This is a genomic window from Cupriavidus sp. (assembly GCF_057315035.1).
In genome coordinates, this window is sequence record NZ_DBHKYV010000009.1 from 80023 (window position 1) to 105602 (window position 25580).

The 25580-nt window shown below is 64.4% G+C and carries 21 protein-coding genes; 8 read left to right on the top strand and 13 right to left on the bottom strand.

The features are described 5' to 3' along the window. Nucleotides 1–3: 3 nt before the first annotated feature. Entirely contained in the window at nt 4–3330 is a 3327-nt protein-coding gene (locus ACO550_RS14335) for an acetyl-CoA carboxylase family protein (RefSeq protein ID WP_315593125.1), read from the bottom strand. A gap of 48 nt (nt 3331–3378) precedes the next feature. Beyond that, nucleotides 3379–4929 carry an acyl-CoA carboxylase subunit beta gene (locus ACO550_RS14340; RefSeq protein WP_315593124.1) on the bottom strand — a complete coding sequence of 517 codons (1551 nt, stop codon included), beginning with the start codon at nt 4927–4929 and terminating at the stop codon, nt 3379–3381. 198 nt (nt 4930–5127) lie between these two features. Here ACO550_RS14340 and ACO550_RS14345 point away from each other — a divergent pair, with 198 nt between their 5' ends. Beyond that, entirely contained in the window at nt 5128–6894 is a 1767-nt protein-coding gene (locus tag ACO550_RS14345; RefSeq protein ID WP_315593189.1) for a sigma-54 interaction domain-containing protein, read from the top strand. A 23-nt stretch (nt 6895–6917) separates the two neighbouring features. Here the strand turns inward: ACO550_RS14345 and ACO550_RS14350 are convergent, their stop codons facing one another. Together ACO550_RS14350 and ACO550_RS14355 are read right to left on the bottom strand one after the other, a co-directional pair. Next, a complete protein-coding gene (locus ACO550_RS14350) occupies nt 6918–8183 on the bottom strand; it encodes a TIGR03862 family flavoprotein (protein WP_315593123.1) in 1266 nt (421 codons plus the stop codon). Between the two features lie 58 nt (nt 8184–8241). Continuing rightward, entirely contained in the window at nt 8242–9054 is an 813-nt protein-coding gene (locus ACO550_RS14355) for a class I SAM-dependent methyltransferase (protein ID WP_315593122.1), read from the bottom strand. A gap of 178 nt (nt 9055–9232) precedes the next feature. Here ACO550_RS14355 and ACO550_RS14360 point away from each other — a divergent pair, with 178 nt between their 5' ends. Further along, complete coding sequence (locus ACO550_RS14360; protein ID WP_315593121.1) at nt 9233–9700, top strand: cupin domain-containing protein; 468 nt, start codon at nt 9233–9235, stop codon at nt 9698–9700. Nucleotides 9701–9756: 56 nt separating this feature from the next. Here ACO550_RS14360 and ACO550_RS14365 read toward each other — a convergent pair whose 3' ends face one another. Continuing rightward, the gene (locus ACO550_RS14365; RefSeq protein ID WP_315593120.1) at nt 9757–10731 is read right to left on the bottom strand and encodes a tripartite tricarboxylate transporter substrate-binding protein; all 975 of its coding nucleotides are present in this window, start codon (nt 10729–10731) and stop codon (nt 9757–9759) included. A 349-nt stretch (nt 10732–11080) separates the two neighbouring features. Between ACO550_RS14365 and ACO550_RS14370 the strand changes: the two genes are divergently transcribed. Both ACO550_RS14370 and ACO550_RS14375 read left to right on the top strand, forming a co-directional pair. Then, nucleotides 11081–12928, top strand: coding sequence for a CocE/NonD family hydrolase (locus tag ACO550_RS14370; protein WP_315593119.1), 1848 nt, complete (start codon nt 11081–11083; stop codon nt 12926–12928). A 44-nt stretch (nt 12929–12972) separates the two neighbouring features. After that, nucleotides 12973–13977 carry a LysR substrate-binding domain-containing protein gene (locus ACO550_RS14375; protein ID WP_315593118.1) on the top strand — a complete coding sequence of 335 codons (1005 nt, stop codon included), beginning with the start codon at nt 12973–12975 and terminating at the stop codon, nt 13975–13977. 135 nt (nt 13978–14112) lie between these two features. On the opposite strand, the gene ACO550_RS14380 is transcribed toward ACO550_RS14375, so the two are convergent. The 5 genes from ACO550_RS14380 to ACO550_RS14400 all read right to left on the bottom strand — a co-directional run bounded on the left by ACO550_RS14380 (nt 14113) and on the right by ACO550_RS14400 (nt 18805). Next, nucleotides 14113–14667, bottom strand: a complete 555-nt coding sequence (locus ACO550_RS14380) for a BON domain-containing protein (RefSeq protein WP_315593117.1) — start codon at nt 14665–14667, stop codon at nt 14113–14115. A gap of 129 nt (nt 14668–14796) precedes the next feature. Further along, complete coding sequence (locus tag ACO550_RS14385; protein ID WP_315593116.1) at nt 14797–15990, bottom strand: SMP-30/gluconolactonase/LRE family protein; 1194 nt, start codon at nt 15988–15990, stop codon at nt 14797–14799. Nucleotides 15991–16044: 54 nt separating this feature from the next. Continuing rightward, entirely contained in the window at nt 16045–16752 is a 708-nt protein-coding gene (locus tag ACO550_RS14390; RefSeq protein ID WP_315593115.1) for an RraA family protein, read from the bottom strand. 63 nt (nt 16753–16815) lie between these two features. Continuing rightward, a complete protein-coding gene (locus ACO550_RS14395; protein WP_315593114.1) occupies nt 16816–17787 on the bottom strand; it encodes an NAD(P)-dependent oxidoreductase in 972 nt (323 codons plus the stop codon). A gap of 25 nt (nt 17788–17812) precedes the next feature. Then, the gene (locus ACO550_RS14400; protein ID WP_315593113.1) at nt 17813–18805 is read right to left on the bottom strand and encodes a tripartite tricarboxylate transporter substrate-binding protein; all 993 of its coding nucleotides are present in this window, start codon (nt 18803–18805) and stop codon (nt 17813–17815) included. Between the two features lie 93 nt (nt 18806–18898). Here ACO550_RS14400 and ACO550_RS14405 point away from each other — a divergent pair, with 93 nt between their 5' ends. After that, the gene (locus ACO550_RS14405; protein ID WP_315593112.1) at nt 18899–19816 is read left to right on the top strand and encodes a LysR family transcriptional regulator; all 918 of its coding nucleotides are present in this window, start codon (nt 18899–18901) and stop codon (nt 19814–19816) included. A 17-nt stretch (nt 19817–19833) separates the two neighbouring features. Here ACO550_RS14405 and ACO550_RS14410 read toward each other — a convergent pair whose 3' ends face one another. Beyond that, nucleotides 19834–20598 carry a DUF4410 domain-containing protein gene (locus ACO550_RS14410; RefSeq protein ID WP_315593111.1) on the bottom strand — a complete coding sequence of 255 codons (765 nt, stop codon included), beginning with the start codon at nt 20596–20598 and terminating at the stop codon, nt 19834–19836. A gap of 213 nt (nt 20599–20811) precedes the next feature. Between ACO550_RS14410 and ACO550_RS14415 the strand changes: the two genes are divergently transcribed. The 3 genes from ACO550_RS14415 (at nt 20812) to ACO550_RS14425 (ending at nt 23763) form a co-directional block, all read left to right on the top strand. After that, nucleotides 20812–21714, top strand: a complete 903-nt coding sequence (locus tag ACO550_RS14415; RefSeq protein ID WP_315593110.1) for a sterol desaturase family protein — start codon at nt 20812–20814, stop codon at nt 21712–21714. Between the two features lie 137 nt (nt 21715–21851). Continuing rightward, a complete protein-coding gene (mnmH, locus tag ACO550_RS14420) occupies nt 21852–22943 on the top strand; it encodes a tRNA 2-selenouridine(34) synthase MnmH (protein ID WP_315593109.1) in 1092 nt (363 codons plus the stop codon). Nucleotides 22944–23109: 166 nt separating this feature from the next. Further along, nucleotides 23110–23763 carry an alternative oxidase gene (locus ACO550_RS14425; RefSeq protein ID WP_315593108.1) on the top strand — a complete coding sequence of 218 codons (654 nt, stop codon included), beginning with the start codon at nt 23110–23112 and terminating at the stop codon, nt 23761–23763. A gap of 44 nt (nt 23764–23807) precedes the next feature. Here ACO550_RS14425 and hutG read toward each other — a convergent pair whose 3' ends face one another. Then, nucleotides 23808–24605, bottom strand: a complete 798-nt coding sequence (hutG, locus tag ACO550_RS14430) for an N-formylglutamate deformylase (protein ID WP_315593107.1) — start codon at nt 24603–24605, stop codon at nt 23808–23810. Further along, a complete protein-coding gene (locus ACO550_RS14435) occupies nt 24602–25555 on the bottom strand; it encodes an NAD(P)-dependent oxidoreductase (RefSeq protein WP_315593106.1) in 954 nt (317 codons plus the stop codon). Before ACO550_RS14435 ends, hutG begins: the two co-directional genes overlap by 4 nt. Nucleotides 25556–25580 lie beyond the last annotated feature (25 nt).

The window sequence follows — 25580 nt, forward strand, 5'->3', positions numbered from 1 at the left end:
GCGTTACCAGGCGTCGACAAAACCGCGACGCTCGCGGCGGCCACGCAGCTCGGCCGAAGCCACGCCCTGGACGATCCATTTGCGGGTCTGGGCCGGGTCGATCACCGCGTCGATCTCCACCGCCGCCGCCGTGTTGATCGCATGCCCGCGCTCGTAGGACTGCGCCACCAGCTTGTCGAACAGCGCCTGGCGCTCCGGACCATCGGGCACCGCCTCGAGTTCCTTCTTGAAGCCAAGCCTGACCGCGCCTTCGAGTCCCATCGGTCCAAACTCACCGGTTGGCCACGATACGGTGAAACTTGCCGAGCGGAAACCGCCGCCCGCCATGGCCATCGCCCCGAGGCCGTAGCCCTTGCGCAGCGTTACCGCCAGCAGCGCCACGCGGAGCTTGGCCGCCGTCAGGAACATGCGCGAGACATGCCGCACCTGCGCACGCGCCTCGACGTCGGGGCCGACCATGAACCCCGGGGTGTCGATCAGTGAGATGATCGGCAGGCCATGCGCGTCGCACAGCTGCATGAAGCGCGACGCCTTGTCGGCAGCATCGGCATCGATGGCGCCGCCCAGGTGATACGGGTTGTTGGCCATGATGCCCACGGGCTGGCCTTCCACACGCGCCAGCGCGGTATGCACGCCCGCCCCAAAGCCGCTGCGCAGCATCAGCACGCTGCCAACGTCCGCAATACCTTCGATGGCCTTGCGCGTGTCGTACACACGCAGTCGGTTCTCGGGCACTACATGGCGCAGATCGAGCGGGTCCGGCGCGCTCCACTGCGCCACGCGCCCCTGGAACATCGACAGATAGTGGCGCGCCACGCGTACCGCTTCCGCCTCGTTCTCCACGAGCACATCGATGACGCCGTTCGCGAACTGCACGGACGCCGGGCCGACCTCCTCCGGACTGAAGACGCCAAGACCGCCCCCTTCGATCATCGCGGGTCCGGCCATGCCGATATTCGTGGACTTGTCGGCAATGATCACGTCGCAGCAGCCCAGGAACGCGGCATTGCCGGCAAAGCAGCGCCCCGACACGATGCCCACCACCGGCACATTGCCACTCAGTTCGGCAAAGGCGGCAAACGATGGCTGGTAAAGGCCCGATACCGACGGATAGTCCACGTCGCCAGGTCGGCCGCCACCGCCTTCCGCAAACAGCACCAGCGGCAGTTCATCGCGCAGCGCCACCTCGACGATGCGGTCGGTCTTGATATGGTTGCGCTTGCCCTGCGTTCCCGCCAGTACGGTGGCGTCATAGGCCATGACCGCGCTGCGCGCACGCTCCTTGCCCACCAGTTCGCCGTTGACATTGCCAATGCCAGTGATCAGGCCGTCGGCCGGGGTATTGGCCACAAGGTCCTGATGGCTGCGGCGCGAGGCCTGGGCCGCCAGCGCCAATGCGCCGTATTCGACGAAGGTATCGGCGTCGCACAGGTCGGCAAGGTTTTCCCGGGCCGTGCGCTGGCCACGCGCGTGACGCTTGGCCACCGCACTGGTACGGTTGGCGTCATCGAGGTACGCGTGGCGGTCCAGCACGCGCTGCAGGTCTGCGCGGATCGCGTGGGGATCGACCTTGCGCGCCGCATCGACAGCCACGCCATCGGCCTCGGCTTCCTCAAGCACGATCAGGATCTGGTTCTCGGACGCCATGGCGCCCTTTTCAAGCCGCAGGTCGACCACACGACCACCGCACTCCGCCGCGATCGCATGCTCCATCTTCATGGCATCGAGAACCGCAACGGTCTGCCCCGGCTTGACCACGTCATTCAACTGCACCGCGATCTCGACCACGCGGCCGGTCAGCGGCGCGCGAATCGCGATCAGTCCCTGATCCACGGTCTCCTCGGCATGCGCCGGCCGCTGCGTGTGTGCGGTAGCCGCGCTAGCTGCACGCGCCGCACCACCAAACAGCGCCTGTTGGGCGCGCGCCGCGTCGGCAATGGCATCTGCCGATGCTGTCAGCGCTGGCAGGATGGCCTCGAAGTGGCGGGTATGAACGTCCTGCGACAGGAAGTCGTCACGCTGGACCAAGGCACGCAGCAGGTTCAGGTTGGTGGGCACACCGGTGATGCGGAACTCGGCAAGGCTTCGCTGCAGGCGGCGCACCGCGGCATCGAACTTTGGCGCGGCGCTGCTGACGATCAGCTTGGCCAGCAGCGTGTCGAAGTTGGGCGACGGCTCGTAGCCCGCATAGCCGTGCGCGTCCACGCGAACATCGGGGCCCGATGGCGGATCGAAGCGCTCCAGCCGGCCATGCGCGGGCCGTGCCAGGCCCTGCGCGTCGGTGGTTTCCGCATTGATACGGACCTGGATCGCAAAGCCCTTCGGCTGCGGCGGTGCGGCAGGGTCCAGGCCAAGATCGCCCAGAGTGCGGCCCGCGGCAATGCCGATCTGCAGCGCCACCAGGTCGACGCCAGTCACCTGTTCGGTAATCGTGTGTTCGACCTGCAGGCGCGGGTTGGCTTCGATAAATACGAAGCCCTTCTGCTCGCCCGTTTCGCTTTCCTCCACCAGGAACTCGAAGGTACCCAGGCTTTGATAGTTGACACGGCGCGCCAGTCGCAGCGCGGCCTTGATGATCTCTTCGCGCAACTGGGGCTTGAGCACCGGGCTGGGCGCGATTTCCACCAGTTTCTGGAAGCGCCGCTGCAATGTGCAATCACGCTCGCCGAGCGCGATCACCTGCTTACCGTCGCCGGCGATCTGCACTTCGATATGACGCGCCCGCACCACCAGTCGCTCCGCATAAAGTGCATCGACGCCGAACGCGGAAGCCGCCTCGGAGCGGCAGCGTGCATAGGCTTCGGCAAGATCTTCGCGTCGGCGCACCACGCGCATGCCACGGCCACCGCCGCCGCCCACCGCCTTGATCACCACGCCTGCACCGCCCTGCGCATCGAAGAAGCTCTCGATCTCTTCCAGCGTCGCGCCACCGTGCGTGGCTGGCATCACGGGCACATCGTTCTGCATCGCCAGTTCCAGCGCGCGGCCCTTGTCGCCAAACAGCGCCAGATGCTCGATGCCCGGCCCGATAAAGCGGATGCCGGCGTCGTGACACGCCTGTGCAAAGTCGGCGCGCTCGCTCAAAAAGCCATAGCCCGGATGCACCGCATCGCAACCGCTGCTTTTGGCGGCGGCGATGATGCCGGCGATGTCGATATACGCCGCGGGGCCGGTGCCATCGAGGGCAACCGCTTCGTCGGCCATGATCCGGTGCAACGCACCCTGGTCATCCTGCGAATAGACCGCGACCGTATCCATATCGAGATCGCGTGCGGCGCGCATGACGCGCAGCGCAATCTCCCCCCGATTGGCTATCAAGAGCTTTTTCAATTCGGTTGTCTCCATGTTTTATGTATTGAATAGGTATCGATGCGCCTGTCAGGGCCGCATGCCGAACCGGCTGATACCGGTCTCGCGTAGCGGCGCCGCCAGGTTGGCGAATTCGCACAGCAGCGCCCTGGTATCGCGTGGATCGATGATGTCTTCGATCACGAATGCCTCTGCACTGCGGAATGGGGAACTCAGGCTACGTACGCGCTGTTCGATTTCGGCGCGCTTCTGCACCGGATCGTCGGCACCCTCGATCTCGGCCTTGTAGGCAACATCGAGTCCGCCTTCGATCGGCAAGGCACCCCAGTTGGCCGATGGCCACGCATAGCGGACGTTGTACCGTCCCATATGCTGATGGCCGGCCGCCGACACGCCATAGGCGCGCCGCAAGATGATGGAACACCATGGCACCGTGGTCTGGTACACGGCAGCCAGTGCACGCACGCCATAACGCATGATGCCGGCCATCTCGGCCTCCAGCCCGACCTGTAGCCCCACGGTGTCAACCAGATTGACCACGGGCAGGTGGAAGGTCTGCGCCATGTCGACGAAACGGGTGAGCTTCTCCGCGCTGGCGCTGTCCCAACTGCCGCAATGGAACGACGGATCGCTGGCGATGAGCGCTACCGGCCAGCCATCGAGCCTGGCTAGCCCGGTGACGATTGCCCGCCCCCATTGCGCGCCGATCTCGAAGAACGATCCCTGGTCCACCAGCGTCTCGACGATCGGGCGAATCGGGTAGTCGGCGCGGCTATCGCGCGGAATCGCAGCGAGCAGCCAGTCGTCACGGCGGCCAGCATCGTCGACCGGCGCCATGCGCGGCGGCAGCTCATGGACCGACGCCGGCAGGTACGACAGGAAGCGGCGGGCACGCGCGAACGCCTCCTGCTCGGTGGCCACCTCGTCGTCAACCACGCCGTTGCGGGTGTGGATCTGGCTGCCGCCCAGTTCGTTCTTGGTGACGGTCTGCCCGACGCGGGCCACCACCGAATGCGGCCCCTCGTTGAACAGTTGCGCGGTCTCCCTGACCATGACCGAATAGTGGCTGGCCGCCACGCGCGCCGCGCCCATGCCGGCCACGGAACCGAGCGCCAGCGACACCACGGGCACCGCGGCCATGTTCTCCACCACGTGCTCCCAGACCCTCATTGTCGGTATCAGCGTGTGGCCCTTGATCTCGATATTGCGCACCGAGCCGCCACCGCCGGTACCGTCGACCAGCCGGATCATCGGCAGGCGCAGGTCGTGTGCCATCTTCTCGGCATGGACCAGCTTGTCGCCTACCGCGCCGTCATTGGCACCGCCGCGCACCGTAAAGTCATCGCCGACCAGCACCACCGGCCGGCCTTCCACCTGGGCACGGCCCATGACGAGGTTCGACGGAATCAGGTCGACCAGCCTTCCGTTGCTGTCATACCGGCCGCTGCCGCTGAGTCCGCCAACTTCCCGGAACGACCCGGCATCGGCAATCTGCGCAATGCGCTCGCGCACCGACAGCTTGCCGGCTGCCCTGTGGCGTTGCACCTTGTCTTCCCCGCCCATTCGCGCGGCAAGCCGTCGCCGGTAGGTCAGTTCGTCGACTTCGGGTTGCCAGCTCACGTTGTGTCTCCAGGATTTCTGTCTTCAATGCGTGAGCCATATAGCGCACGAGTCATGCCAGCGTATTGCGGCATTGATTTGATTGAGAAATCCGCGCGACGCCGCTAACATGTCCGTCACAGCTACACACAAGTGTCCGCAATAGAGACACATAAAGATACCCAAGGAGACACGGTGTCCTCAGTGACAACACCGCAGATGAGTGCGGCGCCAGCGCTCGGCGTGCTTGTACATGGCCCCGACGGCACCCGGCTGGCGGCGTTTGGCGCCTGCGCCGACGCTTCGGTTGCGCAAGCGGCGGAAGCGGCATGGCGCCGCGCGGCCGAACCCTGGCAGGGTCGGACGCTATTCCCGATCGAAGCCGGCGCGCACCAGTACGTCGGTGTGTGCCTTGAAGACGGCGGCCATCGGCTGACCGTGCTGCACCACGCGGACTCGCAGTCCGTGCTGCTCGACTTCCTTGGCACCGTGCCGTTTGCCGGCGCCATCCTCGATTACTTCCTCAACGATCCCTACCAGGCCATCACCGTGGTCGACCGCGACGGCCGCGTGCGCTTTATCAGTCCGGTCCATGAAAAGTTTCTTGGTCTTGAGGTCGGTGCCGGCATCGGCCGTCCTGCTGCCGAGGTGATACCGAACTCGCGCCTGCCGCAGGTGGTGGCCGGCGGCAAGGCCGAGATCGGCCAGTTGCAGCAATTGAACGGCGTGACGCGCGTGGTCAATCGCATCCCGATACGCCAGGGCGGCGAAGTGGTTGGTGCGATTGGCCAGGTCATGTTCAAGGGGCCGGAAGCGCTGGTGCGCATGCACGAGGAACTGACGGAACTGCGCTCTGAAGTGGCCCGCTACCAGCGGGAATTCAGCGGATTGCGCGACGAGCAGCCATCGCTGGGACTGATCGGCGAAAGTGCGCCGATGCAGCGCCTGCGCCGTGAAATCCAGACCGTGGCACGACTCGATGTGCCAGTGCTGATACTAGGCGAAAGCGGAACCGGCAAGGAACTGGTGGCGCGCGCGATCCATGCCGCGGGCAACGAACCTGACGGCGCCGGCCACGCGGAGCGGCCATTGGTCAGCCTGAACCTGGCGGCACTACCCGCCACGTTGATCGAGTCGGAACTATTCGGCTACGCGCCGGGCGCTTTCACGGGCAGCCAGCGGCAGGGACAACCGGGCAAGCTGGAACTGGCGTCGAACGGTACCGTCTTCCTGGACGAAGTCGCGGACATTCCCATGGAGATGCAGGTCAAGCTGCTGCGCGTGCTGGAAGACCATATGGTCGAACGCCTTGGCAGCCGACGCGCCCAGCGGGTCGACTTCCGGCTGGTCTCGGCCACCAACCGCGATATCTCCGAACTGATCGACGCCGGGCGCTTCCGGCTGGATCTCTACTACCGTCTCAGCGGGGTGGTACTACGCATTCCGGCGTTACGCCAGCGGCGCGAGGATATCCCGGCACTGCTGCAGCATTTCGTTGAAGCCTTCTGCGCCCGCAACCGCATGCCGGCGCCGCGTATCGACCATGATGTGGCCCGCCATCTGGCCGGCCAGCCGTGGCCCGGTAACGTCCGCCAACTGCGTCAACGCACCGAGGAAGCACTGGTGTTCTGCGATGGCCGCACGTTGCGCGTGGCGGACTTCGCGCGCGGCGAAGCAGCGCGCGGGCCGTATGGCATGGAGCCGCCTGTCGAGAGCGCTACCGAAGCGGCAGCAGCGGTATCCGTAGCGGAAGTGCAAGCAGCAGCGAATGCAGAAGCGCTTGCAGAAGGGCAAGCGACAGTGGCCGCATCACCCTCCTCCACGCGCGACGCATTGGCAGTGCCGGCTGGCGGCATGAGCGAACTCGCCTATACGGCGGTGCTGGAGGCAATTTCGCGCCATGGCGGCAACAAGAAGCGCGCTGCCGAACAGCTACGCATCTCTCGCTCGCATCTGTACAAGATCCTGGAACGCGGGGGTGGATAGCACGATGCCGGCATCGGCATCGCTCAGCCCTGCAAGTACTCCACGGCACCCGCCCCGGCCGCCCGCCCGCTGGCAAAGCAAGCCGTCAGCAGGTAGCCGCCGGTCGGCGCTTCCCAATCCAGCATCTCGCCGGCGCAAAACACGCCGGGCATCGCGGCCAGCATCAGCCGATGGTCCATCGCCTCGAAGCGTACGCCGCCTGCCGTGCTGATGACTTCATCGATCGGCCTCGCGCGCACCAGCCGCACCGGCAGTGCCTTGATGGCAGTTGCCAGTGCCACGGGGTCGTGCATCGCTTCCTTCGACAAGACCTCGCGCAGCATGCGCGCCTTGACGCCGGTAATACCCAGCCGGCTTTGCAGATGGCTGGACACCGAACGCGAACCGCGCGGCCGCCCGACTTCGGCGGCGACATCCTCGGCCGAGCGCCCCGGCGCCAGGTCCAGCGTGATCGTTGCGAACCCGTGCGCGGCGATCAGGTCGCGGATCGGTGCGGATAGCGCGTAGACCAGACTGCCTTCGATACCAGACTCGCTGATCACGAACTCCCCTTGCCGGTGCAATGCCACGCCATCGGCCGTGGTGACATCGATCGCCACCGCTTTTACGGGATCGCCCGCATGCTGCGCGCGGAACAGCTCACTCCATTCGATATCGAAACCGCAGTTGGCAGGCTGTAGCTGGGCCACATCGACACCTCGCGCTGCAAGCATCGGCAACCACGCGCCATCGGATCCAAGCCGTGCCCAACTGCCGCCGCCAAGCGCCAGCACGACTGCACGCGCCGCCACCTCGATCTCGCCTTCGCGGGTGGCGAAGCGCAGTACATGCCAGCCATCGGTGGATTCGCTGAATCCGATCCACCGGTGCCTTACATGCACACGCACTCCCGATTCGCGTAGCCGATGCAGCCATGCGCGCAGCAGTGGCGCGGCTTTCATGTCGGTGGGAAACACGCGTCCTGAACTGCCGACGAAGGTATCAATGCCCAGCGCATGCACCCAGGCACGCAGCTTGTCAGCATCGAAAATGTCGAGCAAGGAACCGATCCGGTCCGCACGCGCACCATAGCGGCCCAGGAAGGCATCGGCCGCCTCCGCGTGGGTAATATTCATGCCGCCCTTGCCGGCCATCAGGAACTTGCGTCCCACCGATGGCATGGCATCGTAGACATTCACCGCTATGCCCTGCGCGGCAAGCATCTCGGCCGCCATAAGGCCGGCCGGGCCACCGCCGATGACAATGGCACCAGGATGGCGGACGGGTTCGACGGGCGGGACAGCGGACATGGCATGGCAACAATGGCGGAAGGCCGGCGAATTATAAGCCGGGCCGCCGTCGACACCCCTATCGTGTTGCCACGATCACATGCGCCTGGATCTTGCCGGCCACTGCGCCCTGGCCATGGCGCCTGGCGATCGCGTCTGTTGCCTGGTCCAGGGCAAACTGGAGCAAGCCGGCATCGCGCGCCTCGATCTCATTGCGCAGCGGCGTTCCAAGGCAATAGGCGGTAGCCACGTCGCGTGCCGAGGCCGCGTAGCTGAGCTTCTCGCGTGTCGCGATCTCGATGCCGGCAAACCCTGCGCGAGTCAACTCGTCGCGGATCACGGCAATATCGTGATAGCCGTGCGGCGTGCGGGCAAGAAATCTCGGTGGATCGTGCGGAAACACCGTGGCGATGGCATTGGTGACATCGTCGGCAAAGACGTTCTCTTCGATGCGATCCCAGACATTGAAGACCAACCGCCCGCCGGGCCGCAACACGCGACGCGCCTCGGCGTAGCCGTCGATCCGGTTGGGAAAGAACATGACACCGAACTGGCAGCAAACCACGTCGAACGACGCATCGTCGAACGGCAGGTCGAGCGCGTCCGCCTGCTTCCATTCGATACGGCTATCGGCGCCCTGCCGGTTGGCCGCATAGTCGAGCATCGGCTGGTTGAGATCAGTCACCACGTAGCGCGCAGCAACGCCCAGCATCGGCGCCAGCGCCCGCGTGACCACGCCGCTACCGGCCGCCGTTTCCAGCACCGCATTGGGCGAGGAACTCGCGGCAAGCGCCGCCAGGTCGGCCGCATAGGCCTCGAAGATCAGGGGCACCATCAGTGAGTCGTAGAACCTCGGGATCGAGCCTGCGAACACCTTGTCGAGTTCAGTCATGACGCCCCCCGGCGAATCTCTGATGGTTCAGGTTCCGCCAGCGCAGGAAGGCTGTCAAGCCTTGCGGGTTTCCCCCAAAATTCGCAGCGTGAATCCCGGTGAGACAATCCGGGCGCACCGCAGAGAATGAAGCGTTGTGTTAATGCAATGAACGCTACCAACCCAAGGGAGACAAAACATGCGTCGATTTGCTGCTCTTACCGCCATCCCGGTCGCTTTTGCTTGCGGCTACCTTGCGGCTCACACCGGCTTGCCGCCGGCCCACGCACAGACCCCGCCCCCGGCGCTGGCGCCGCAGATCTACCATCTGGCGGCCATGACCAATGAGGAGATCGGACCGCAGGTTCCCAATATGGGCACGCTGCGGACCAAGGGGCTGGTGGCGACGCCAAGCGGGACCATTGCGGTGCAGGCCGGCAACGTGCCGAAGCACTACCACACCAGCGCGGACGAGATCCAGTTCATCATTGCAGGCAAGGGCACGTTCTGGCTGGGCAATGAACAACGCGAGGTTGGCCCCGGCGACCTGATCGTCATCCCGAAAAACGTCGCGCATGCGGGTTCGCTTGCGACCAGCGGCGACTTCAAGGCACTGGCCATCAAGTTGCCGCCGCAGGCTGCCAACGATACCCACCTGCTGCCCTGACACCCGGGCGACCCGGGTATTCAAAGATCCTGCCCTCCACGGGCAGGATCCTGTGCTCACGAACTCTGGATGCCGCGCTTGCGAATAAACTCGCCCCAGGTCTTTGACTCGGTAGCGGCGCGCTGCTTCATGGCGTCCGACGTGCCGGCCACCGGGTAAAGGTACAGCGACGCCAGCTTGGCCTTGACCTGCGGATCGGCCAGCGCGCCTTGCACGGCGGCGTTCAATTTGCTGACAATCTTTGGATCGAGCCCTGCCGGTCCAACCAGCGCATACCAGCTCGGCAAGACCGGTACATCGACGCCGGCCTCTTTCAGCGTCGGCACGTTCGGCAGTTCCTTGACGCGCTGCGGTCCCATGATCGCCAGCGGCACTACGGTACCGCCAGTCACCTGCGGCAGCGCGGCGCCAAGAACGCTGGCCATGGTGTCCACCTCGCCGGCGACCACGCCGGTCAGCGCAGGACCCGAGCCCTTGTACGCCACGTGCGTCATCTTGAGGCCGAGCTTGTCAGCCACTACCTCCATGGCCAGGTGCGTGGAATTGCCTACGCCTGCGCTGCTAAAGGTCAGGCCACCCGGCTTCTGCTTTGCTTTCTCGATCAGGCCCGGCATCGACGTGATACCGCTGGCCTTGCTGGCGACCAGCACGAACGGCGTATCGACGACCGGCGAAATAAACGTGTAATCCTTCTGCGGGTTGTACGGCAGCGAGGCATACAGATGCGGGTTGAAGCTGATCTGCGATACGCCGGTAAGCAGCAGCGTATAGCCATCGGACGACGCCTTGGCGACTGTGGTCATGGCGACGATGCCGTTCGCACCGGGCCGGTTGTCGACCACGATCGACTGGCCAAGATCCTTCGAGAGTTTCTCTCCCAGCAGCCGGGCCACCACGTCGCCGCCAGAGCCGGCAGACTGCGGCACGATCAACCGGATCGGGCGATTCGGGTAGCCGTCATCCGCCAGGGCCACACCGCTGCCAAGCATCGCGGCCGCAAATACTGCACAACCAAACAAACGTCTGTTCATCAGTTACCTCACGTCAAAGCCAAGCGCGTCATAAATTCATCGCAATGTTATGGACCAACGCGCCGCAGAACCAATACGGATTGCCGATGACCACATAGGCAAAGCCTATGCCCTTTGAGTATCCAGGTTTTCAAGCTTCACACTGGGGCGCATCTGCACTGCTGCAATGCAACACGCCCTTTCATGCACACATGCTGTGCGTCCGGATCGCAATGCAAAGCGCCTTAAGGCATTGCCGGTTGCTTTGGCCATAGGTCTGCCCTATGACCCAATCGGAATTTCGTCTTTCCGCGTTGCGTAGCCCGCTCCGTACCATTGGCCGCATCACCCACGCAACGTGCAACCCCTCATGTCCGACATCGATTCCCGCGGCAACGCCTGGCTGACGCCGCCCTCGAACTACCTGGCAAGCCGCGTTTCCACCTTTGCCGTCCCGGCGCAACCCGCCTCGTGCTATCTGCCGATGCGCGACGGCTGCCGCCTGGCCGCCGATATCTACGTGCCCGAACCCTTGCCCGGCACGACGGCGCCCGACTCGTATCCGACCGTCGTGATCTTCACGCCGTACTACCGACGCTTCCGACTCTCTGGCGCCGGAGCGGAACCGAGCCCCAACGGCGCGAAGTATCGCGACGCATTTGTGCCAAAGGGCTATGCGGTCGTGATCGTCGACGTGCGCGGCACCGGTGCGAGCTTTGGCACGCGCGACGCGCTGCGCTCGCCCACCGAGCGCGATGACTACTACGAAGTCGCCGAGTGGATTGCCAGCCAGCCGTGGTCGAACGGCAAGATTGGCTCGACGGGCATTTCATACCTTGGCGCCGCCGCCTGCTTCCTGGCCAGTACCGGACACCCCGCGGTCAAGGCCATTGCGCCGCTGTTCTCGGTGTCCGACATCTATAGCGAACAGCTCTACCCGGGTGGCATGCTGTCGAAGGTCTGGGTGCAGGCCTATGACGAGTTGATGCTCGCGCTCGACCAGGACCGCCGCGATCTGGTTGCCGGTTTCCCCTACTTCAACGATCCGCGCTTCTGCGGACCCGAGCGCGTTGATGACGATGCCGACGGCGCGCTGGTGGCGGCAGCGGTCGCGGAGCACCGCAACAACTTTACCTTGACCGACCTCGCGCCGGAGTTTGCCTTCCGCGATGGCGCGGCGTTCCACGATCCGTCACTCGACTCCGGCAGTTGCAGCCCGTATCGCTATCTGGACGGCATCCAGCCAGACGTAGCCGTGTACTCGATCTCTGGCTGGTACGACGGCGGCGGCTATGCGAACGGCGCCATCACCCGTTTCCTCTCGCTGCCATCGCACGACAGCCGTCTGTTGCTGGGCCCGTGGGATCACGGCGCGCGCACCAATGTATCGCCATGGCGCGCGCATGCCGCCTCCGACTTTCCGCTACTTGGCGAAGTGCTACGCTTCTTCGACCATCACCTGATGGACCTGCCCACCGGGCTCGATCGCGAGGCCCGCGTGCACTACCACAGCATCCACGACGACCAGTGGAAAGCGGCGGACAACTGGCCGCCCGCGCCCGCAACGCAGCGTTTCCATCTGGCAGACGACGCCGCGCTGGCAAGCCAGCCGGCATCGTCGACCAGCACACTCGATACGCAGGTCAGCTTCGACTGGTCCACCGGTCGCCTGACGCGCTATGAGCGCCTGGGCGCGGCCAATATCGAGGACTATTACGCGGACTGGGCAAAGCATGAGCAGGCCCTGCCCCATTTCGATTCCGCACCGCTGGCCACGCCGATGGCCATTGCCGGACATGCGGTCGTGCATCTGGATGTCGCATCGTCGCAGCCGGATGCTGCATTGTTCGTCTACCTGTCGGAAGTGGAAACGGACGGTACCGTGCGCTATATCACCGAAGGCATGCTGCGTGCCTCGCATCGGCAGCTGGAAGCTTGCCCGCGCGAATACCGCACTACGTGGCCGTACCGCGCGCACCGTCGTGCCGATGCCGAGCGGCTGGTGCCTGGTGTCAGCGTGCCGCTGGAATTCGCGTTGCTGCCGGTCGCGTGGACCCTGGCCGCAGGCAGTCGCCTGCGCGTATCCATCGCGGGCGCGGATCGCGGGCACTTTCCGCAGGTACCGCACGGGCGGCCGCCGCAACTGACGCTCTCGCTCGGTGGCGAGCACGGCTGCTTTATCGACCTACCGGTGGCAGATCCGGCGGCAGGACGCTAGCGACACGTGGAAGTCATGGATGGGATGCCCGGGCGGCACGCGCAATGCTGCATGCTACAGTCGGGCATCCTTTCCACCAGCCCGCCTTTGCCATGGATTTCCGGCAACTCCGCTATTTCGCCCGCATTGTCGAACTCGAAAGCATTACCGCCGCGGCCGATGCGCTGCATATTGCGCAGCCATCGCTAAGCCAGCACGTTGCCAACCTCGAAGCCGAGCTTGGCGCGAGGCTGCTTGTGCGTGGACCGTTCGGTGCGCGCCCTACCGAGACAGGGCAGATCCTGTACCGTCACGCCAAGATCGTGTTGCGTCAGATGGAAGAGGCACAGGCAGCGGTGCGCCATGGGCGCGACGTGCCGTCGGGCCACGTGCGGGTTGGCCTGCCGACCAGTACCTCGCGAGTCCTGGCGCTACCGCTGATCCGCTTCGTCAACGAGACCGTTCCGGATGTTACGGTGGAGATCGTGGAGGGTAGCAGCGCGGATCTTGCGGAACTGGTGGCCGCGCAGAAGCTGGACATCGCCATCGCCATGGATGCATTGCAGCGCCCCAACCTGCATCTGATTCCGCTGCTCGACGAAGACCTCATGGCAGTGGGCCCGGCGTCCGAACACCGCGACGCGGCCCTCACGCTAGCCGAGATGGCGGCACTGCCGCTGCTGTTGCCCAGCTTTCCGAATTCCGTGCGCGTGCTGACTGATCGCGCATTCATCGCCGCCGGACTCGAACTGAAGCTCGTGGCAGAGACGAGTGCCGTGTCGGTGCTGCTTCCCGCAGTGAACGCGGGCATGGGCTGGACCATCCTGCCCTGGAGCGCATTGGCTACCGAGCGCCCGGATGCATTCACCTGCGTGCCGATCTCCGACTCCTCGCTGGTGCGCCGCGTGTTCCTGTGCGTGGCAGGCTCGGCGCGCCTGAGCCTGGCCTGCAAGACTGTGGAGACGGCGATCCTGCGGTTGGTTGCCGACGCCATCGCTTCCGGCACATGGCAAGGGGTGCGTCCCCTGGGTGGCATTACCAACCTCGGGGATGCAGGCGACCCGGCGTGATTGGAAAACGAGCTGGAAAGCAAGCGGCGTCGGGTGATCCCCGATCGATGTCATGTAAGGACGAGACCCCCGACTGGCCACCGCTTGCACATATTTCCACCCGTTGGCTACCTTGCTGTTCCAGGCCGGAAATCGTCAACTCAGGTTCAGCACTCGCTCGGAAGCATCGAGTCCGCCCCGGCCGCGCACTACGCGGATATGGTTCACCACGTCGCGCACGCCAAACACCCTTACGGCAATTTCTTCGATACGATATTTTTCGTCGCGGGTTTCGACTGAGCCTTCGAGCTTGACGAGGCCCTGTTCGATACTCACGGTAACCTCGCTGACGTCGACCGCTTCGTTCATTGCAAGACGGTCGCAGACGTCGGCCAGTATGCGATCGTCCTGACGCTCGTAGTTCTTTGGTCCGGCAGGATGTGACGAGACACGCGAGGAGATGACCGGACGAGTTGGATGCTCGCTGTAACCGGGATCACCGGGATATACCCGCTGCGCGCTGTTGAAAGACTGCCCGCCACTGTCGCTGCTGCCGAAGTACCCGGCGCCGCCGAATGCCGGCTCGTCGGCATGCTGTGCGGCATCGCGCTCTTCCAGCTCGCTCCAGCTTGGCGATTGCCCGGTGTCACCGCTGGTGCGGCGCGCTTCCCGCTCCTGCCGGTCACGGTTCTTTCGAAAGAAGTCAAACATATTGCGCTCCTCGTTAGCACGGTTTCCGTGTCGTGCGAGAAGGCCGCAAAAAGTATGCCGCCGCTTCGCTATCCCTGTAAAACTGCAGGCCCCCGCCGATGGCAGCGGCCTGCAATGCACACGTGTTGCTTATTTGTGATCGATGGCTGACGGTTGGGCCTGGATGGCCATCTTGTAGATCTTCACCGGATACTCGATCTGCGCCGGGGCGCCAGCCAGGTTTGCCGATGTGCGGTCCAGTTGCGCGGCGGGCATGTAGAGATTGCCGTCATTTGCCACCCACATTGCGTCGATCCACGTAAGGCGCGGGTCGGACACCAGCTTCGACACCTTGCCGTCGGGCGACACGCGCATGACGCTACGGTTAGTCACCTCGGACAGATAGATATTGCCCGCCGCGTCAATCGCACTGCCGGCCGCCATCCAGGTATCGACAACCTTTTCGACAGCGGCAGACACCTTTGCCGCCGGGACAGCCGGATCGTTGATCAGCGCGGTCGGCACGCGTGCCAGCGGTCCTCCAATCGGCTGGTAGTAGAGCCATTTGCCGTCGGGGCTGACCTCGATCTGGTCGATGTTGACGTACTTGCTGTATGTGGGCTTGCCGTTGCTGTCGGGAATCGGATCCTTTAACCGGATCGTGCGGCCACCGTCGGCGATCATCGCGAACGCGGCCACGGTGGACGGATGGTTGTCGAGCGCGCGGTGCATGGCACCTGTATCGAGATCGAGTACCACCACGCCTGGGTGCGTGGCAGCCGCATCGCTGATATAGGCCTTGCGTCCGTTGAAGCGGATATCGTTGAAGTAGCTGTATTCGCCGATGACCGACGCCGGCGCCTGGTAGATTCGGCGAATGCTGTTGGTCTTCAGATCGATACTGACGATCTTCGCCGCGCCGCTCACTGCCTTGCCGCCGACGCGGAACCCGCCCGCATCGACCACCCACAGATCACCGTCGGGACCGATACGCACGGTATTGACGTGCAGCAGCGTGGTACGCGGGTCGGCGCCCTCCTTCCAGAGGCTCCATTCAAGATTGGGGTATGGCACGAACTTGCCTGAGCGGAGTTCGGCCACCTGCGCCCCGGGGCCTTCCACCTGTGGCATCGAGACAAACAGTCGACTGCCATCGGGCGTGGTGGTCACCGCGTTGACCACACGGTCGGAGCGGGCCACCTCGACCACGCGCGGGTCTTGCGCGGTTGGCATTGAGCCGGTAACGGCGCACGCGCCAAGCAGCGCGACCGCTGGCAGCATTGTCAACGCGCCGCGCAGAAGCCGCCGCAGGTATGCGGAATCATGTTCGATGCTGGATGTCATTGTTGTCTCCTTCCTCTTTGATTTCTCTTTGATTTCTCTTTGATTTGCTACTGGCTATACGGGCAGGCCTTTGGCGCGCAGCGCGGCATCGAAACGTTCGGGGTCCGATGTACCGGCGGCGTTTTCCGCGCGGATCCTTGCTTCCTTCGCCAGATGCGCATGGCAGCGTTCGAGCACATGCGCGGCCTCTGCCGCCGGCACCGCAATCACGCCGTCCGCATCGCCAATGATCAGGTCGCCGGGCATGACCGCCAGACCCGCGCACGACACCGGGATATTGATCTCGCCGGGGCCATCCTTGCTCGGCCCGCGATGCGTGTGCCCCTTGGCAAAGATCGGCATGCCATCTTCAGCCCATTCGCAGAGATCGCGCACGGCGCCATCGATCACGAGGCCGCCGAGCTTCTTCGCCACGCATGTGGTACGCATCAGCCCGCCAACCAGCGCCTGGGTGACATCACCGCCGCCATCGATCACCAGCACGTCGCCGGGCTGCACCATCATCAGTGCCTTGTGGATCATCAGGTTGTCGCCAGGACGCACGCGTACGGTCACGGCGGGACCACACAACACGGTTTCCAGTCGGCGATGGTATTGGCGCAAGCCGATGGTGCCGATATTGCGGCTCATCGAATCGCCGATGGCGGCGACCGGTACCTCGCGGAACGCAGCCACGATATCGGCATGCGGGCCGTCGGCACGTGGATTGATGCGGTAGCCAGCGGGCCACTGCGCGGCAGAGGGAGTTGCGGATTGGCTCATGATGTTGTCCGGTGGATCTGAATTGGTGAAATCGAAGCTGTTGAACGGGGGTGAACGCGTGGATCAGGAGAACACCTGCGGATTGACGCAGGCGGCGCGATCCACGGGATTGCCGTCCAGCCAGCCCAGCACATTCCGTGCGGCACCGGCTGCCATCGCGGCCAGTGCCGCAGGCGTGGAGCCACCCACGTGGGGCGTCAGGACTACGTTCTTGAGCTTGGCAAGCGGGCTATCGGCGGGCAGCGGCTCGACTGCCATGGTGTCCAGGCCCGCGGCAAACAGGCGCCCATCCTGCAACGCGGCTACCAGCGCGGCTTCGTCGACCACTTCGCCGCGCGCCGTATTGACCAGAATCGCGCCCTTCGGCATCAGGTTGAACTGCGCTTCGCCCAGCATGTTGCGCGTATGACGGTTGAGCGGGACGTGAAGGCTCAGGACATCGGCTTGCGCCAGCAAGGCATCGAGCGACGCGACGACGGTGGCGCCATCGACCGGGCCCTGCCCTGCGGCCAGCGCGGGATCGTATGCAACGACGTTCATGCCGAGTGCGAGGCAAACCGCCGCCACGCGCTGCCCAACCTGCCCGAAGCCGACCAGTCCGATGGTCTTGCCCTGCAATTCGACGCCATCCTGCGCACGCGACCAGCGCCCTGCGTGCAGTTCGCCATCCATCCAGCCGATGCGGCGCGCGGCGGCGAACATCAGGCCCAGCGTCATCTCCGCCACTGACTGCGCATTGGCGCCGGGTGTCACATAGACGGGGATGCCTCGCTGCGTCGCCGCGTCGACATCGATATTGCTGACGCCAACGCCATGCTTGGAGATGACTTTCAGCGTCGGGCACGACGCGATCGCCTGCGCGGACAGCGTCACCGTGCGCGAGATGACCGCGTCCACGGGTTCGGCGGCCATGATGCGCTCCACTTCCTGTGGGTCGTCGGCCGAGGCCAGGTAGATCACGCGCGCGCCGGCGCGCTCAAGCAGGTCGACGCCAGCCGGCGCGAGCTTCGGAGCGGTGACAAGAATGGTATGCATGGTCGAGATGGTTGAAACCGGGAATTCAATCGAGCTTGATATTGGCGTCGCGCACCAACGTGCCCCACTTGCGGTGTTCCGCGCGCAGGTAGTCGGCAAACTGCTCGGGCGTGCTGCCCATTGCGGCGCTGCCTTCGGTTGCCAGCTTGTCCTGGACCTCCTGCGTCTTGAGTGCCTTGCGCACTTCAGCGTTGATGCGGTCGACAATCTCGCGTGGGGTGTTGGCGGGCGCCACCAGCCCGGTCCAGGTGATCGCATCGAAGCCCGGATAGCCGGACTCGGCAACGGTCGGCACATTGGCCAGTTGGGGCGCGTTGCGCACCCGCTGCGCCGAGCTCACGGCCAGCGCGCGCACCTTATGGTTGGTCAGTTGCGGAATGGCTGCCGCCGTGTTGGCAAAGTTGAACTCCACCTGGTTGCCCAGCAGGTCCATCATCGCGGGACTTGCGCCCTTGTACGGTACGTTCAGCAGCTTGAAACCGGCCTGGCGTTCAAGCAGTTCGGCTGCCAGGTGCGACACCGTGCCATTGCCGGGCGTACCCATGCGCAGCGCCTCTGGCTTGGCCTTTGCGGCAGCCACCGCATCCTTGAGCGTCTTGTAGGGCGACGAGGCGTTCACCAGCAGCACCACGGGCTGCGATGCCACGGTGGAGATCGGCGCAAAATCCTTGAGCGGATCGAAGGGCATCTTCGGGTAGAGCGCCGGATTGATGGCCAGGTTGGCGGTCTGGCCCAGGCCAATCGTATAGCCGTCGGGCGCGGCCTTGGCCACCACGTCGAGTCCGACATTGCCGCCTGCGCCAGGGCGGTTCTCCACCACCACGGTCCAGCGCGCCTGCGTCGACATCTTCTCGGCAATCAATCGCGCTACCGCATCGGTGCCCCCGCCCGGCGGAAACGGCACCACCAGCCGGACCGGCCGCGATGGCCAGCCATCCGCATGCGCCGCACCGGCGCCAATCACCAACGCGGCAGCCGCGCCAAGCACGTGGGCAACAAGAATTCGGGATCGCAGCATCGTGTCTCCTTTCGTTATGGGAGCCATTCTTGCCGCGCCATACCATTCCGTCTATTTGATAATATTCATATTTTCATTCCTGCGAGTTATCGAATGGATATCCAGCTCAGGGACTTGCGGTACTTCGAGGCGGTGGCCGAACTTGGCCACATCGGCCAGGCGGCGGAGAAGCTAGGGCGTACGCAACCCGCGCTGACCAAAGCGGTGCAGCGCCTGGAAGAGGCGTTTGGCAGCGAACTGTTCGAACGCAAGGGTCGTGGCATCAGGCTCACGCCGGTGGGGGAAGTCTTGCTGGCGCGCGCACGGATGCTCCGAGGCGCCACGGAAGAAGCACTGCGCGAGGTGGGCGATTTTGCGAAAGGCAACGCCGGCCATGTGCGCATTGGCACCGGACCGATTGCCGCCGAACACGTGCTGCCCGAGCTTTGCAACATGCTGCTCGAAGAGGCCCCGGCCACGACGATCGACATCACCGTGGCGCCTAGCCTGGTCCTGCGCGAGCGACTGAAGGAAGGTTCGCTCGACCTGCTGATCGGGATGATGGCCGAGCACGACGACGCGCTGGTCAGCCATCCGATTGTCGAGGACGTAGTCGTGGTGGTGGCCAGCCGCAATCATCCGGTGTTCAGCCTGCCGCGGGTGACGCTCAAATCGCTGCTGTCCTGGCGCTGGGTACTGCCGGCCGCGTCGATTCCGAGCCGTCAGTGGCTCGACGCCGCGTTCCAGGCGCATGGACTGCCGCCGCCATCCACCCAGATCGACGCGAACTCCATCCCGCTACTGCCGCGCCTGATCGCCAAGACTGAACTGCTCAGCTTCCTTTCGCGGCATACGTTGCGGGAGCACCGGCATGTGCTGAGCGAGGTCCCACTGAAGGAAGCCACCTTGCGACGCAAGCTCGGCGTCACCTACCGTCGACACGGATATCTGTCTCCGGCGTCACTGCGACTGCTGGCACTACTCCAGCATCGCGGTAGCGAGTTGTTCAGCGAGGCATTGGGCGACGAGTAGTCTCGCCACCGCTGGCGTCAGATGGCCGGGCGCACGGCCATCCACCCCTCTTCCTCGCTTGCCGCGGCCAACTGCTTGCCGATCGAGTCGCCCAGGCGCGTGGCATCGGCGTAGATGGTGTCGTGCTTCACTTCCGACACCGCATGCACGCCCGTGCCGGCGGCAGCGGCTACTGCAATGTGGCCGGCCACCGCGCCAACACCGGCGGTTTCGGCAATGCCGGGAATGTGCCCGCTGTCGGCATCCGCGACAAAGCTCTGCAGCGGCACCGGTGCACCGTTGGCCGGCTGGTACGAGATACGGACTTGTACCCCGACTTCGCTCTTGCCCGCGCCCAGGCCAATCAGCAGCCGACGGCGGCTGGTGCCTTCGTCAATCTTGCGGAAGTCTCCCTCAACGATCAGCGCATTGGCATTGGCGGGCGCCGGTGCGTCAGAGCGCACCGCGTTCAGGCCCTGCGCCCGCAGCGTACGCACGATCTCATCGGCCACCTGTTCCCGTGCCTCGTTAGCCTCTTTCAGTTGCCCGCTGGCAGCAGAGCCGCCAGTGGCCATCGACTTCACCTTCTGCATCAACCCACCATCGAGCTGCACCTGTCCCGCATCGGCGTTGAAGGTATGGACGTAGATAACGTCAGCCTGCACCGTTTGCAACAGGCCCGTATGGTTGATATCGGTGATGCCGGCATTGGCATAGCCGGCAGCCAGCATCGCGCCGGTGGCAATGGCGGCGATGGCCAGGCGCTTGGTCTTGATGGCGATGGTTTGGAGAGTGGTAGGCATCTTGGATCCTTCGGGGTGGTATGCGATGTGTCGCGGTGACCAGAGTATGGAAAACGCCGACGCCTTAGGCCAGGCAGCAATTATTTCGTCCGATGTCACCGCGAATGGCATGACATCCGCCGACATATTTCCCACGTGGTGCCTGGCGCGATCGCCCACTACAGTTGCCTCACCGACGCAGCAACGCGTCACCGCTCACCACACAGGACGATCATGCACAACCTCCACAAAATCGCGCTGTTCGCCACGGTCTTCATCGTGGCCGTATCGCTGGTCGAGGCCTACTTCCTGGCCCGCAAGGCACGCCAGCAAGGCAAGGCCTACCCCTGGCATGAAATGGGGCTGTCGCTGGCCGACATGGTCGGTCGCAAGCTGATGGCGCTGCTGCCGCTGTCACTGGCCACGCCGATCTTTGCGTTTGCCTGGGACCACCGGATCTTCACGGTCGAGATCAATAGCGCGCTCGCTGTTCTGCTGCTCTTTATCGGCCAGGAATTCTGCTACTACTGGTACCACCGCGCATCGCACCGCATCCGCTTCTTCTGGGCAACGCATGCCGTGCACCACTCACCCAATGAACTGACGCTTGGCACCGCCTACCGCCTGGGCTGGACTGGCAAGATCACAGGCACTTCGATCTTCTTCGCGCCGCTGGTTTTCCTGGGCGTGCGTCCGGAAGTCGTGCTGGCAACGCTGAGCCTGAACCTGCTGTACCAGTTCTGGCTGCACACCACCTGGATCCCCAAGCTGGGCTGGCTCGAATACGTGTTTAACACCCCGTCGGCGCACCGCGTGCACCATGCCTCGAACGTGGACTACCTCGATGCCAACTACGGCGGCGTGCTGATCATCTTCGACCGCCTGTTCGGTACCTATGTGGAAGAACGTGAAGACGAACCGTGCCGCTTCGGCCTGGTACATCCGACGACCACCCGCAACCCGCTGGTCAACCAGTTCGAACACTGGATCAGCCTGGGCAAGGACATGCTCCAGTCCCGCAGCCTGCTGAACGCGACTGGCTACCTGCTGATGCCCCCGGGCTGGGCTCCCGACGGCAAGGGCACGACCACCGAGGAACTGCGCCAGCAACAAGCGGTAGCCGTGAGCGCGAGTTGAATCAAATGCTGCGGGTGGTCTCCCCTCTCCCGCACGGCGGGAGAGGGGAGCAAAACGTAGGTAGTTCAAATACTGTCAGTGGTCTCCGTAAGACGCTTGCACTATATTGAACTCTCCTCCCCGAGCACCATTGTCCGATGCGCATCGATCCGCGATTCGTGCGAGTTGGCGACCGCCACGCCTTCGACGCCATCATCGATGCACGCTCGCCCGCGGAGTTCGAGATCGACCATATCCCGGGCGCCATCAACTGCCCGGTGCTCGACAACGAAGAACGTCGCATCGTCGGTACCTTGTACAAGCAGGCCGGCGCATTCGAAGCGCGGCGTATCGGCGGCGCGATGGTGGCGGCCAATCTGGCTCGTCATCTGCGCGAACAGTTCTCCGATCGACCACACAGCTGGCGACCACTTATCTACTGCTGGCGCGGCGGCTTGCGCAGCGGCGCGATGACAACCTGGCTGCGCATGGTGGGCTGGGACGCCCAGCAGCTAGCAGGCGGCTACAAGTCATGGCGGCGGCATGTCATCGAAACGATTGACTCGCTGGCACCACGCCTACCGCTGAGGGTGATCTGCGGCGCCACCGGCAGTGGCAAGACCCGCGTGCTGCAGGCCCTGGCTGCCCAAGGCGAACAGGTACTCGATCTCGAAGGCCTGGCGCGTCACAAGGGCTCATTGCTCGGCGCGGTTCCCGATGTCTCGCAGCCCTCACAGACTGCATTCGAGACCGCGCTGGTCGACGTGATCGAGCATGTCGACCTGTCCCGGCCGCTGTTCGTCGAAGGCGAAAGCCCGCGCATCGGCCAGATCAATCTGCCGGTCCCGCTGGTCACCCGCATGCGGGACAGTGCCTGCCTTGAGATCCAGGCGTCGCTGCCAGCGCGCTTCGCCTTCCTGTTGCGCGACTATGCCTATCTGGGAGACCGGCCCGAGTGGCTGGCCGAGCAGATCGGGAGGCTCAAGCCATTGCACGGCAAGGCCGTCGTATCCGCGTGGCAGGACATGGCGCTGGCCGGCAATCTGGCCGAACTGTTTGCCGAACTGGCCATCAAGCACTATGACCCGTCCTATGCGCGTTCGCAGCGCAAGCATTTCCACAAGTGGGACGAGCGGATCATTGTGACAGCCGATGGCCTTGCATCGCACGATATTGAAGCGCTCGCAAGATTGATCGCGGAACGCTTGTCTCACGTGGACGTCGGCGTCCGGTGCATCCCCGCCGGATAGTTTCAAACCACGTCCGCTAATCGCACAAACCGCTGGTGCAGAGCCGCAAATCACCTTGTTGCGCGCCCCTTAAAGTTGTATCGTGAATGCATCTTTAAGGCGACGGCTTGGCCAACCGCCACGCCTGAAAGACCGTAATCAAACGCTCAACATTTCGGAGCCCATCATGCAAGCCCCCGCCCACACGCCGGCAGAACTCGATGTCCATCACAACGTCGCCGGCATGTCAGATCGCGTAGCCCTGGCCATTACGATGGCGCTGCGCTTCTTTGCCGATACGTTCTTTGCCAAGCGCTATGGAAACCGCGCCATCGTGCTGGAGACCGTGGCGGCAGTGCCGGGAATGGTGGGTGGCATGCTGGTCCACCTGCGCTGCCTGCGATGGATGGTGGCGGACGAAGGTTGGATCAGGACGCTGCTCGACGAAGCCGAGAACGAACGGATGCACCTGATGACGTTCGTCCAGATCGCCCGGCCAAGCTGGTTCGAGCGGCTTGTGATCCTGGTCGTGCAGGCCGTATTCTTCGTCGCGTACTTCCTGCTGTACCTGGTGTCTGCCCGTACCGCCCACCGACTGGTTGGATACTTCGAAGAACAGGCTGTCATCAGCTACACGCTTTACCTGGCTGAAATCGACGCCGGCCGCGTTGAGAACATCCCCGCCCCGGCCTTTGCGATCGAGTACTGGCAACTGCCGGCAGATGCCCGGTTGCGCGACGTGGTAGTGGCAGTACGCGCCGACGAGGTCGGCCACCGCGACGTCAACCACGGCTTTGCCAACGCCCTCAACACAAGGGAATCGGTCAGCCAGGCAGCGTAAGCCGTCCTACCGTGCGATGACAAGGCGCGTCTGCCACGCGCAATCTACAGCGTCGACATCGCCGCCAGCGCACCGTCCAGCATGTTCCTTAGCACCGGCTGCACGCGCGCGGCGGCGTCCGGCAGATACGGAAACGGTTCCTGCTCATCCATATAGACCGCCTGGACCATTTCAAGCTGGATCGTGTGGACGCCGGTGTGCGGCTGGCCATAGTGGCGCGTGATATGGCCGCCCTTGAAGCGGCCGTCCGCTACCCAGGTGAACGGACCGGCTGCCGCGGCCGCGATGACCGCCTCACGCATGCCCGGCGCGCAGCTTGCCCCGCTGTTGGTGCCGATATTGAGGTCGGGCAGCTTGCCTTCGAACAACCGTGGCAATACGCCGGCTATCGAATGGGCCTCCCACACCAGCACATTGCTGTGTTGCTCGCGTAATCGCGCAATCTCGCTGGCCAGGGCATCGTGATACTGTTGCCAGTAGTCCCGCTTGCGTGTGTCGATCTCTTCCGTTGAAAGACCCTTGCCCGATTCATAAAGCGGCTCGCCGCGAAAGGTTTCGGTCGGGCACAGTGTCGTAGTGGTCTGTCCCGGATACAGGCTGCTGCCGTCGCCAGGCCGGTTGACATCGATCACATAGCGCGAATAGTTGGCCTCGACCACTGACGCACCCTGCTCTGCCGCGAATGCATAGAGCCGCCGCAGATGCCAGTCGGTATCGGCGCGCAGGCGCGCCACCGGCGTCAGTCGTGCCACCAGCCACTCGGGCAGCAGTTCACCACCGTGCGGGATGGAAATGACCAGTGGCAGCCGGCCTTCGGTTACCTTGCAGACGGGCGCGTTCATGCCTGCACCTCCTGCGCGGCTTGCAAGGCGCCGTGGCGGCGCCGCTCCCATACCGACGGATCGAGCATATGCTCAGGTTGGCGACCAGCCAGCACATCGATGACCTGCGCGGCGCACTGGCTTGCCGTGTCCGCCAGCGCCTCCTGCGTCGAGCCGGCCTGGTGCGGGCTCATGACGACATTTGGCAGCGTGGCCAGTGGCGAAAACGTTGGCAATGGCTCGCGCTCGAACACATCGAGCCCCGCACCAAACAGCTTGCCCGCACGCAGCGCATCGACCAGCGCCGGTTCGTCGACCAAGCCGCCGCGCGACGTATTGACCAGGATCGCACCTGGCTTCATTGCCGCCAGCGCTGCCGCGTCGATGGTGTGCCGCGTGTCGGGACGCAGCGGACGATGCAGCGACACCACGTCGGCAACTGCGAGCAGCGCCTGCAGCGAATCCACACGCTGCGCGCCATGGGCGGCGACCTCGGCCTCGTCGACACGCGGCGACCAGACCACGACCTTCATGCCAAAGCCCGCACGTGCCATTTGCGCGACGATCTGGCCGGTACGGCCGAAGCCGATGATGCCAAGCGTCTTCCCATACAGCGAATGCATCGGCACGGTGTAGCGGTGCTGCCAGTCCGACTGGCGCGTGGCAGCATCGGCACGCACGGTACCGCGCGCGACGGCAAGCATCAGCATCATCGTATGTTCGGCAACGGCCCGGACATTGGCCGCCGGCGTGGACACCACCGGAATGCCGCACGCATGCGCATGGGCGACGGCGATCTTGTCGGTGCCGGTACCGTGATTGCTGACCACGGCCAGGCGTGGCGCGGCATCGATAGCGGCTGCGGAAATGCCTTCGCGAACGATCACGGCATCGACGTCGCGGACTTCGGCGATACGTTCGGCCTCGGTCGTGGCGGCGCTGTGGCGCACCTCGATGCCGGCTGCGCGCATGCGTTCAGCACCGACTGGATGAATG

Excerpts from the sequence above, each read along its gene's own strand:
- ACO550_RS14365 (WP_315593120.1), bottom strand. The coding sequence starts at position 10,731 with ATGAACAGACGTTTGTTTGGTTGTGCAGTATTTGCGGCCGCGATGCTT.
- ACO550_RS14360 (WP_315593121.1), top strand. The coding sequence starts at position 9,233 with ATGCGTCGATTTGCTGCTCTTACCGCCATCCCGGTCGCTTTTGCTTGC.
- ACO550_RS14425 (WP_315593108.1), top strand. The coding sequence starts at position 23,110 with ATGCAAGCCCCCGCCCACACGCCGGCAGAACTCGATGTCCATCACAAC.
- ACO550_RS14435 (WP_315593106.1), bottom strand. The coding sequence starts at position 25,555 with ATGCGCGCAGCCGGCATCGAGGTGCGCCACAGCGCCGCCACGACCGAG.
- ACO550_RS14405 (WP_315593112.1), top strand. The coding sequence starts at position 18,899 with ATGGATATCCAGCTCAGGGACTTGCGGTACTTCGAGGCGGTGGCCGAA.
- ACO550_RS14400 (WP_315593113.1), bottom strand. The coding sequence starts at position 18,805 with ATGCTGCGATCCCGAATTCTTGTTGCCCACGTGCTTGGCGCGGCTGCC.
- hutG (WP_315593107.1), bottom strand. The coding sequence starts at position 24,605 with ATGAACGCGCCCGTCTGCAAGGTAACCGAAGGCCGGCTGCCACTGGTC.
- ACO550_RS14370 (WP_315593119.1), top strand. The coding sequence starts at position 11,081 with ATGTCCGACATCGATTCCCGCGGCAACGCCTGGCTGACGCCGCCCTCG.
- ACO550_RS14350 (WP_315593123.1), bottom strand. The coding sequence starts at position 8,183 with ATGTCCGCTGTCCCGCCCGTCGAACCCGTCCGCCATCCTGGTGCCATT.
- ACO550_RS14375 (WP_315593118.1), top strand. The coding sequence starts at position 12,973 with ATGCTGCATGCTACAGTCGGGCATCCTTTCCACCAGCCCGCCTTTGCC.
- mnmH (WP_315593109.1), top strand. The coding sequence starts at position 21,852 with ATGCGCATCGATCCGCGATTCGTGCGAGTTGGCGACCGCCACGCCTTC.
- ACO550_RS14395 (WP_315593114.1), bottom strand. The coding sequence starts at position 17,787 with ATGCATACCATTCTTGTCACCGCTCCGAAGCTCGCGCCGGCTGGCGTC.
- ACO550_RS14410 (WP_315593111.1), bottom strand. The coding sequence starts at position 20,598 with ATGCCTACCACTCTCCAAACCATCGCCATCAAGACCAAGCGCCTGGCC.
- ACO550_RS14415 (WP_315593110.1), top strand. The coding sequence starts at position 20,812 with ATGCACAACCTCCACAAAATCGCGCTGTTCGCCACGGTCTTCATCGTG.
- ACO550_RS14390 (WP_315593115.1), bottom strand. The coding sequence starts at position 16,752 with ATGAGCCAATCCGCAACTCCCTCTGCCGCGCAGTGGCCCGCTGGCTAC.
- ACO550_RS14355 (WP_315593122.1), bottom strand. The coding sequence starts at position 9,054 with ATGACTGAACTCGACAAGGTGTTCGCAGGCTCGATCCCGAGGTTCTAC.
- ACO550_RS14345 (WP_315593189.1), top strand. The coding sequence starts at position 5,128 with ATGAGTGCGGCGCCAGCGCTCGGCGTGCTTGTACATGGCCCCGACGGC.
- ACO550_RS14385 (WP_315593116.1), bottom strand. The coding sequence starts at position 15,990 with ATGACATCCAGCATCGAACATGATTCCGCATACCTGCGGCGGCTTCTG.
- ACO550_RS14380 (WP_315593117.1), bottom strand. The coding sequence starts at position 14,667 with ATGTTTGACTTCTTTCGAAAGAACCGTGACCGGCAGGAGCGGGAAGCG.